This window comes from Streptomyces sp. NPDC046379 (assembly GCF_055587785.1).
Map to the genome: position 1 here is coordinate 97,180 of NZ_JBVJFP010000020.1, position 8,752 is coordinate 105,931.

Sequence of the window (8,752 nt, forward strand, 5' to 3'; positions counted from 1 at the left end):
GATCGGATACAGTCCGCCGCGTGTCCGAATCTGAAGCCTCCGTCCCCAACTCCGCGCCGGGTTCCCACTGTTCGAGCTGCGGATCGCCCTACGGAGAGGGCGTCACCGGCTGGCCCCGCACCTGCCCGGACTGCGGCCACGTCGCCTACCGCAACCCATTGCCCGTGGCGATAGCCCTCCAGCCCGTGTACGACGTCAAGGGCACCGCCCTGGTCGTCGTCACCCGCGCCGTCGACCCCGCGCGCGGCGGCGTCGCCCTGCCCGGCGGCTACATCGACGACCGCGAGGACTGGCGCAAAGCCGTCGTCCGGGAGCTGAAGGAGGAGACCGGCATCGACGCCGCCGCCCGCGACGTCCGCCTGGTCGACGCCGCCAGCTCGCCCGACGGCCACCTCCTGCTGTTCGGCCTCCTCCCGGAGCGCCCCGCCGACGACCTGCCCGACTTCGCCGCGACGGACGAGACGGAGGGCCGGCACCTGCTGCGCGGCGCCGAGGAACTCGCCTTCCCCCTGCACACGATGGCCGCGCGGGCCTTCTTCGAGGGCCGCTACATCTGACCCCCGCCCTCCCCGAGCCCTCGTATCCGCACCCGGTGGGGCGGCACCCCGCCGCCCCCACCCTCCCGCTCGACGACCACCCGGCCGTCCTCCCGGCGCACGGCGTAGCGCACCGGCTCGGCCTCGTCCCACCCGTCGCCGGCGTCCGGTGCGACCACCCCGCCTCCGGCCCGCCCCGGGGCCGGAGCCCAGACCTCGAGCGCCGCCCCGCCGTCCCCGTCCCGCACCGGAATCACCGCCCCCGCGCGCGCGAGCACCGGAATCCTTGACAGCGGGGCGTCGACGACCACCCGCCCCGGCCCCTCGTACGCCCGCTCCGTCACCGTGTCGTACCAGCGCCCCCGCGGCAGCCGCACCGCACGCCGCTCCACCCCCGGCTCCAGCACCGGAGCCACCAGCAGGCAGTCGCCCAGCAGGAAGGCGTCCTCGCAGTCCCGCAGAGCCCGGTCCTCGGGCGCGCCCCACCACAGCGGCCGCACATACGGAGCCCCCGTCCGCCGCGCCAGATGCGCCAGCGTCACGAAGTACGGCAGCAGCCGCCTGCGTTCCAGGAGAGCCACGCGCGCGTGCTCCAGCACATCGGCCCCGAACGCCCAGGGTTCCCGACGCCCCGCACGCGGCCCCGAGCCTGTCCGGAACAGCGGCAGATACGCGCCGAGCTGGAACCAGCGCAGATACAGCTCCGGCGACGGACTCCCGTCGGAGCCGCCCACGTCAGCGCCCGAGTACGGCACCCCGCACAGCCCGAGCCCCAGCACCAGCGACAGCGACGCGCGCAGCCCCGGCCAGCCCGTGGCCACGTCCCCCGACCAGGCGCCGCCGTAGCGCTGCAGGCCCGCCCAGCCGGAGCGGGAGAAGACGAACGGCCGCTGCCCGGGCGCCAGCCTCCCCAGGCCCTCGTACGCCGCCCTGGCCATGCACAGCCCGTACACGTTGTGCGCCTCACGATGGTCGCCGCCCCACCCTTCCAGAGCGTGCCGGGAGGACCGCGGCAGAGTCGGCTCCCCGAACGCCGCGAACGACGTCGGCTCGTTCATGTGGTGCCAGAACCCGGCGAAGCCCTGCGCGAGCCGCTCGGCGTACAGACCGCCCCACCACTCGCGCACGCGCGCGTGGGTGAAGTCCGGGTACACCACCTCGCCGGGCCGGGAGACGCCGCGCACCGGCCGGCCGGCCGCGTCCCGCACGAACACGTCCCGCGCGACCCCGGTCTCGTACACCGCGTCGCCCGGCTCCGCCGGCACCGCGGGACCGACGACCGACACCAGCCGGACACCGTCCCGCAGCAGGTCCTCGGCGAGCGCGGGCAGCTTGGGGTAGCGGTCCCCGTCGACGGTGAACACCCGGTGCCCGTCATGGTGGCCGACGTCCAGGTGGACCGCGTCGAGCGGCAGCCCGTGCTCCTGATGGCCGGCGACGATCCGCCGCACCTCCTGCTCGCCGCCGAATCCCCACCGCGCGTGGTGATGACCGAGCGCCCAGGCCGGCGGCAGCGCGGCGGCCCCGGTCAGCGACGCCCAGGTGAGCAGCACGCGCGCGGGCGTGCCCACCATCACCCAGCACCGCAGCGGCCCGCCGTCCATGCGCAGCTCGCACACGCCCGGACGGTCGTGCCCCGAACCGGCGCCCTCCTCGCCCTCCCGCAGCGTCACCGTGCCGTCCCACGACGTGTCGTGGAACACCAGGTGCGCGCCCGCGTCGGCCACCACCAGCTGCACCGGCATCGTCAGGTGCAGCGGATCGTCGCCCGGTGCGAACCCCCGGCCGGGGTCGGTGTTCCACAACCGGTACACGCCGTCCCGCAGCCGCGGCCCCGACGCCCGTCCGCCGAGCCCGAAGAACCGCGCGTCGGCCCCCACCCGCGACCGCTGAAGCCAGCGAGCCTGCCCCCCGTCGACCGGCTCCCACCAACGCGGCGGCAGATCCCGGCGCAACGTGACACCGCCGGGCGTACGCACCTCCACCGCGCCCTCACGCGAGACCACCACCGTCATCCGCTCCGCCACGACCCGCCAGCCGCCGTCCTTGTCCGGCTCCAGCACGGCCCGGGGATCGGGCTCCGGACCATGCCCGGCGAGCCCGTACGACGGCTCGGGACCCGCCCCGTCCCAGCCCCAGAAGACGGCTCCGTTCACGGCGACGGCCATGCGCAGCTCGGACCGGTCGAACCGCAGCGTGCCGCCGCCCGGCCCGGGCTCCGCCTCCCGCAGCAGCCCCGGCACCCGCGCCCGCTCGGCGCCCCGTCGCGGCAGCCCCTCGGCGTCGGCGCGCCTCCTGCGCCACGCGGCCCGCACGGTACGCAACCTCCGGCCCGCACCGCCCACCGAACCGACCACCCTCATCGAACGCACCAGGTCACGACCGTCCATGCTGCTCACCCTGCCACTGACCCGTGGACGCGGGTGCGTCGTTCAACTGCCGTTCACCAGTGCCGGGGCCACATCTTCATGTCACGGACTATGTGGGCGGCGCCCTGGTGCGGAAGTCGATCACATGGCATCGTCCGTGTCAGCCGCGCACGCGCACACCCCAGCCCGTGCGCGAGCGACGCCCACGACGCGCACAGCCCGGGAGCCGACCCATGTCGATCACGAACCCCCAGCCCCTCTGGCAGCCGGACGCGGACCGCATCGCGCAGGCACGCATCACCCGGTTCCAGGCCTGGGCCGCCGAACAGCACGGGGCCCCCGCCGACGGCGGCTACGCGGCACTCCACCGCTGGTCCGTCGACGAACTCGAGGCCTTCTGGAAGGCCGTCACCGAGTGGTTCGACGTACGGTTCTCGACCCCCTGCGCGCGCGTGCTCGGCGACCGGTCCATGCCCGGCGCGCAGTGGTTCCCGGGCGCGGCCCTCAACTACGCCGAGCACGCCCTGCGCGCCGCCGCCACCCGCCCGGACGAACCCGCCCTCCTGTGCGTCGACGAGACCCACGAGCCGCGCCCCGTCACCTGGTCCGAACTGCGCCGCCAGGTCGGCTCCCTGGCCGCCGAACTGCGCGCCCTCGGCGTCCGCCCCGGAGACCGCGTCAGCGGCTACCTCCCGAACGTCCCGCAGGCGGTCGTGGCCCTCCTCGCCACCGCCGCCGTGGGCGGCGTCTGGACGTCGTGCGCCCCCGACTTCGGCGCCCGCAGCGTCCTCGACCGCTTCCAGCAGATCGAACCCGTCGTCCTGTTCACCGTCGACGGCTACCGCTACGGCGGCAAGGAACACGACCGCCGCGCCACCGTCGCCGAACTCCGCCGCGAACTGCCCACCCTGCGCGCCGTCGTCCACATCCCCCTCCTCGGCACCGACGCCCCCGAAGGCGCCCTGGAGTGGTCCGCGCTGACGGGCTCCGACACCGAACCCGTCTTCGAGCAGGTCCCCTTCGACCACCCGCTGTGGGTGCTCTACTCCTCCGGCACCACCGGCCTGCCCAAGGCCATCGTCCAGTCCCAGGGCGGCATCCTCGTCGAACACCTCAAACAGCTCGGCCTGCACTGCGACCTCGGCCCCGGCGACCGCTTCTTCTGGTACACCTCGACCGGCTGGATGATGTGGAACTTCCTCGTCTCCGGCCTCCTGACGGGCACCACCGTCGTCCTGTACGACGGCAGCCCCGGCCACCCCGCCACCGACGCCCAGTGGCGCGTCGCCGAACGCACCGGCGCCACCTTCTTCGGCACCTCCGCCGCCTACGTCATGGCCTGCCGGAAGGCGGACGTCCACCCCGGACGCGACCACGACCTCTCCCGGGTGCGCTGCGTCGCCACCACCGGCTCCCCGCTGCCCCCCGACGGCTTCCGCTGGCTTCACGACGAGGTCCGCGGCGACCTGTGGATCGCCTCCGTCAGCGGCGGCACCGACGTCTGCTCCTGCTTCGCGGGAGCCGTCCCCACCCTGCCCGTGTACGTCGGCGAGCTCCAGGCCGCCTGCCTCGGCACCGACCTCCAGTCCTGGGACCCCAGCGGCAAGCCCCTGACCGACGAGGTCGGCGAACTCGTCGTCACCAACCCCATGCCGTCCATGCCGATCTGCTTCTGGAACGACCCCGACGGCAGCCGCTACCACGACAGCTACTTCGACACCTACCCCGGCGTCTGGCGCCACGGCGACTGGATCACCGTCACCCCCCGCGGCTCCGTCGTCATCCACGGCCGCTCCGACTCCACGCTCAACCGCCAAGGCGTCCGCATGGGCTCGGCCGACATCTACGAAACCGTGGAGCGCCTCCCCGAGATCAGGGAATCCCTCGTCATCGGCGTCGAACAGCCCGACGGCGGTTACTGGATGCCCCTGTTCGTCCACCTCGCGCCCGGCGCCGTCCTGGACGAGGCCCTCCTGAACCGCATCAAGCGGACCATCCGCGAACAGCTCTCACCCCGCCACGTCCCCGACGAGATCATCGAGGTCCCCGGAATCCCGCACACCCTCACCGGCAAGCGCATCGAAGTTCCGGTCAAACGACTCCTCCAGGGCACCCCGCTGGAACGAGCGGTCAACCCCGGCTCCGTCGACAACCTCGACCTCCTCCACTTCTACGAGGACCTCGCCCGCGACCGAACGTGACCGGCCAGGCCCCTCCCGCCCCCTGTGACCTGTATCGATCGACCAGCTTCGACAGGCCCGACCTCCACTGTCAGTGGGTCCGGTTACTGTGAGTGAGCATTGATCGACTGCGCACAGGGGGAAGACATGGCGCACACCGACCACCGGACCATGCGGCACGCACTGCAGCGGGAAGTAGCGGGCGTCATCGGCCTGCTCACCGACGAGCACGACTTCCGCGCCATGCGGCGCTACCGCAGCTTCACCTTCGACGACCACAAGACCTACCTCCAACAGGTCGAGCACCTGCTCAGGGCCCGGGCCTCCGAGGGCAGCCACACCACGGTCGCCCTCTTCGACCCACAGGAGTACGCCGACTTCTGCGCCGACAACGGGCTCGACCCGGACACCCCGTCGAGCCGCACCCGCTTCACCGCCGAACTCGCGGCCGGCGGCCCCACCGTCCCCTACGACGGCAGGCCCCTCACCGACCTGGTACCGGCCCTGGTGGACGAGGCGGTCCGGCAGGCGACGTGGGAGTACGCCTCCACCCTCCTGGCCCGCCTCGGGGACTGCGCCACCTGCGGCGAGAACCTCGGCCGGGCCGCCTTCCACCACGCCTCGACCCTCCTCGTGCGCATCCTGGAAACGGCCCCGCCCGGAGAGCGGCACCTCGTCTGCAGCGTCTCCGCGCAGGCCGAGACCCTCGTAGCCGTCCTCCACGCCGACCAGGACACCGACGGCAGGACCCGGCTGGACGAAGCGGAAGCCCTCGAATTCACCACCGTCCTCGCCCTCGGCCTCGCCACCGAGAGCCCGGGCGGCCTCGTCATGCGCACCAGCGCCCCCGCCACACCCGACCGCGTCTACGGATGGCGGCTGCGCGCGTACGGCCTCGTGCCGCTGACCGCGGGGGAGGTCTTCGACGCCTACTGCACCGACGCCGAATCCGGCGACCTGATCTCCCCGGAATCCGGTGTCGACTACTGCACACCGCCCGACCTGGGCGAGGCGGGCCCCTCGGCCGAGCACCGGCACTGAGCCGCCGCCCGGCAACGCGAAGGGCGCTCCACCCGAGGGCGGAGCGCCCAGCGATCAACAACCCGCCCGGCTACTCCCCGGACAGCACGGCCCGAGCCGCCCTGCGCGCTTCGTCGGCACTGTCCGTCGCCCGTGCGGCCGCCGCCGCACGCTCGCACTGGGCCAGCGTGTACTTCGCCAGCGTCGCCCGCACATACGGAATCGACGCCGCGCCCATCGACAAGGAGGTGACACCCAGACCGGCCAGCACGCACGCGAGCAGCGGGTCAGACGCGGCCTCGCCGCAGACGCCGCAGCTCTTGCCCTCGGCTCGGGCCGCCTCCGCGGCCAGCGCGACCAGGTCGAGCAGCGCGGGCTGCCACGGGTCCTGCAGCCGGGACACCGCGCCCACCTGACGGTCGGCGGCGAAGGTGTACTGCGCGAGGTCGTTGGTCCCCAGCGACAGGAACTCCACCTCCCGCAGGATCGAACGCGCCCGCAGCGCGGCCGACGGAATCTCCACCATGGCACCGAACTTCGCATGCAGCCCGGCCTCCCGGCAGGCGTCCGCGAATGCCTTGGCGTCGATCCGGTCCGCCACCATCGGCGCCATGACCTCAAGGTGCACCGGCAGACCCTCGGCCGCCCTCGCGAGCGCCGTCAGCTGGGTCCGCAGCACCTCGGGGTGGTCGAGCAGCGTGCGCAGCCCGCGCACGCCCAGCGCCGGGTTCGGCTCGTCGCCCGGCGTCAGGAAGCTCAGCGGCTTGTCCGCGCCCGCGTCCAGCACCCGCACGACGACCCGGCACTCGGGAAACGCCTCGAGCACCTGGCGGTAGGCCTCGATCTGCTTCTCCTGGGAGGGCGCCTTCTTGTCGTCGTCCAGGAAGAGGAACTCGGTACGGAACAGACCGACGCCCTCGGCCCCGGCCTCCACCGCGGCCGCGACGTCCGCCGGCCCGCCGATGTTCGCCAGCAGCGGCACCTTGTGACCGTCCGACGTGGCGCCCGGCCCGGTGGACGCGGACAGCATCGCCCTGCGCTGCGCGGCGGCGGCCTCCAGCTGGGCCTTCTTCTCCGCGCCGGGTTCCACGAAGACCTCGCCGGTGCTGCCGTCCACCGCGATGACCGTGCCCTCGGACAGTTCGACCGCGCCCGGCAGCGCCACCACGGCGGGTACGCCCAGGGCCCGCGCAAGAATCGCGCTGTGACTGGTCGGCCCGCCCTCCTCGGTCACGAAGCCGAGCACGAGGGTCGGGTCCAGCAGCGCCGTGTCGGCCGGCGCCAGGTCACGCGCGACGAGCACGTACGGTTCGTCGCTGTCCGGCACACCCGGCATCGGCACGCCCAGCAGACGTGCGACGATGCGGTTGCGCACGTCATCGAGGTCGGCCACCCGGCCCGCGAGGTACTCCCCGGCGCCCGCCAGCAGGTCGCGGTAGGCGGCGAAGGCGTCGTAGACCGCGCGCTCGGCCGTACTGCCGACGGCGATCCGCCGGTCCACGTCCGCGATCAGCTCCGGGTCCTGGGCCATCATGGCCTGTGCCTCGAGCACCGCCTGGGCCTCGCCGCCGGCGAGGTTGCCGCGCGCGATCAGATCGGCGGCCACGGCGTCGACGGCCTTGCGGGCGCGCCCCTGCTCACGCTCCGCCTCCTCGGCCGGGATCCGCTTGGCGGGGGGTTCGAGCACCGCCGTCCCCATGTGCCGAACCTCGCCGATCGCCACACCGTGGCTCACGCCGACGCCTCGCAGCGTTGTCTCCATCTCACCCGTCTCCGGTAGTGCGGCGGGCCCGCCGCCGCTGTGGTTGATCCGATGGCCGTCACACGGGGACGGCGCTGACGTCAGTTCCAGGCGAAGAGGGACTCGCCGACCGTCACATCACCGCTGTCCCGGAGACCGGAGAGCGCCTCGGCCGTGGCGTCCAGCGCGACGACCGGGCACACCGGGGACTTGCCGGCCGCCTCCACGGCCGCCGGGTCCCAGCGCACCACGTCCTGCCCGCGGGAGACGGTGTCGCCCTTGTTCACGAGGAGCTCGAAGCCCTCCCCGTTGAGCTGGACGGTGTCGATGCCGAGATGCGTGAGGACGCCGTGCCCACTGTCGTCGACCACGACGAACGCGTGCGGGTGGAGAGAGACGATGACTCCGTCGACCGGCGCGACGGCCGTGGACGGCTCGCGCACGGGGTCGATGGCGGTTCCCGGGCCGACCATGGCCCCGGAGAAGACCGGGTCCGGCACGGCGGCCAGTCCGATGGCGCGTCCTGCCAGCGGCGACGTCACGGTGGTCATGGGAAGCCTCCCAGGGGATGGAGCTGAAGTGGCCGTTCAGAGGGAAGCTACCAGGTGGTGGTCTAGACCACCAACCGCCTGGATTTGCACGTGGTTCGAAGGCGCGTGTACAGTCGAACTCCTGCTTGAGGCCGAGCGATGCGACCCGCTCTCTCGGATCGGCAGTAACCAACTCGTCAGATCCTATCTTGGGACTGTCTTCCGCATGCCTGCGGAACGGTGGTCAGAGGGCCGGAAAATCACTGGTAGAGTTGGGAACACGAAGGGAAGCGCCCGGAGGAAAGCCCGAGAGGGTGAGTACAAAGGAAGCGGCCGTTCCTTGAGAACTCAACAGCGTGCCAAAAGTCAACGCCAG

The 8,752-nt window shown here is 73.0% G+C and carries 6 protein-coding genes; 3 read left to right on the forward strand and 3 right to left on the reverse strand.

Going from position 1 to position 8,752, the window contains the following annotated elements; genetic code table 11:
• Positions 1 to 20 precede the first annotated feature (20 nt).
• The gene (locus tag ACZ6KF_RS28950) at positions 21 to 557 is read left to right on the forward strand and encodes an NUDIX domain-containing protein (protein WP_469241007.1); all 537 of its coding nucleotides are present in this window, start codon (positions 21 to 23) and stop codon (positions 555 to 557) included.
• On the opposite strand, the gene ACZ6KF_RS28955 is transcribed toward ACZ6KF_RS28950, so the two are convergent.
• Positions 548 to 2,926 (reverse strand): glycoside hydrolase family 31 protein, encoded by a 2,379-nt coding sequence (locus ACZ6KF_RS28955; protein WP_469241009.1) that lies wholly within the window; start codon positions 2,924 to 2,926, stop codon positions 548 to 550. The two genes, ACZ6KF_RS28950 and ACZ6KF_RS28955, sit on opposite strands and share 10 nt — an antisense overlap.
• Positions 2,927 to 3,138: 212 nt before the next feature.
• Here ACZ6KF_RS28955 and ACZ6KF_RS28960 point away from each other — a divergent pair, with 212 nt between their 5' ends.
• Both ACZ6KF_RS28960 and ACZ6KF_RS28965 read left to right on the forward strand, forming a co-directional pair.
• The gene (locus ACZ6KF_RS28960) at positions 3,139 to 5,106 is read left to right on the forward strand and encodes an acetoacetate--CoA ligase (protein WP_469241011.1); all 1,968 of its coding nucleotides are present in this window, start codon (positions 3,139 to 3,141) and stop codon (positions 5,104 to 5,106) included.
• Positions 5,107 to 5,232: 126 nt separating this feature from the next.
• Complete coding sequence (locus tag ACZ6KF_RS28965; RefSeq protein WP_469241014.1) at positions 5,233 to 6,126, forward strand: hypothetical protein; 894 nt, start codon at positions 5,233 to 5,235, stop codon at positions 6,124 to 6,126.
• Between the two features lie 70 nt (positions 6,127 to 6,196).
• Here ACZ6KF_RS28965 and ptsP read toward each other — a convergent pair whose 3' ends face one another.
• The gene (gene ptsP, locus ACZ6KF_RS28970; protein ID WP_469241016.1) at positions 6,197 to 7,867 is read right to left on the reverse strand and encodes a phosphoenolpyruvate--protein phosphotransferase; all 1,671 of its coding nucleotides are present in this window, start codon (positions 7,865 to 7,867) and stop codon (positions 6,197 to 6,199) included.
• 80 nt (positions 7,868 to 7,947) lie between these two features.
• Entirely contained in the window at positions 7,948 to 8,397 is a 450-nt protein-coding gene (locus ACZ6KF_RS28975; RefSeq protein WP_356636175.1) for a PTS sugar transporter subunit IIA, read from the reverse strand.
• Positions 8,398 to 8,752 lie beyond the last annotated feature (355 nt).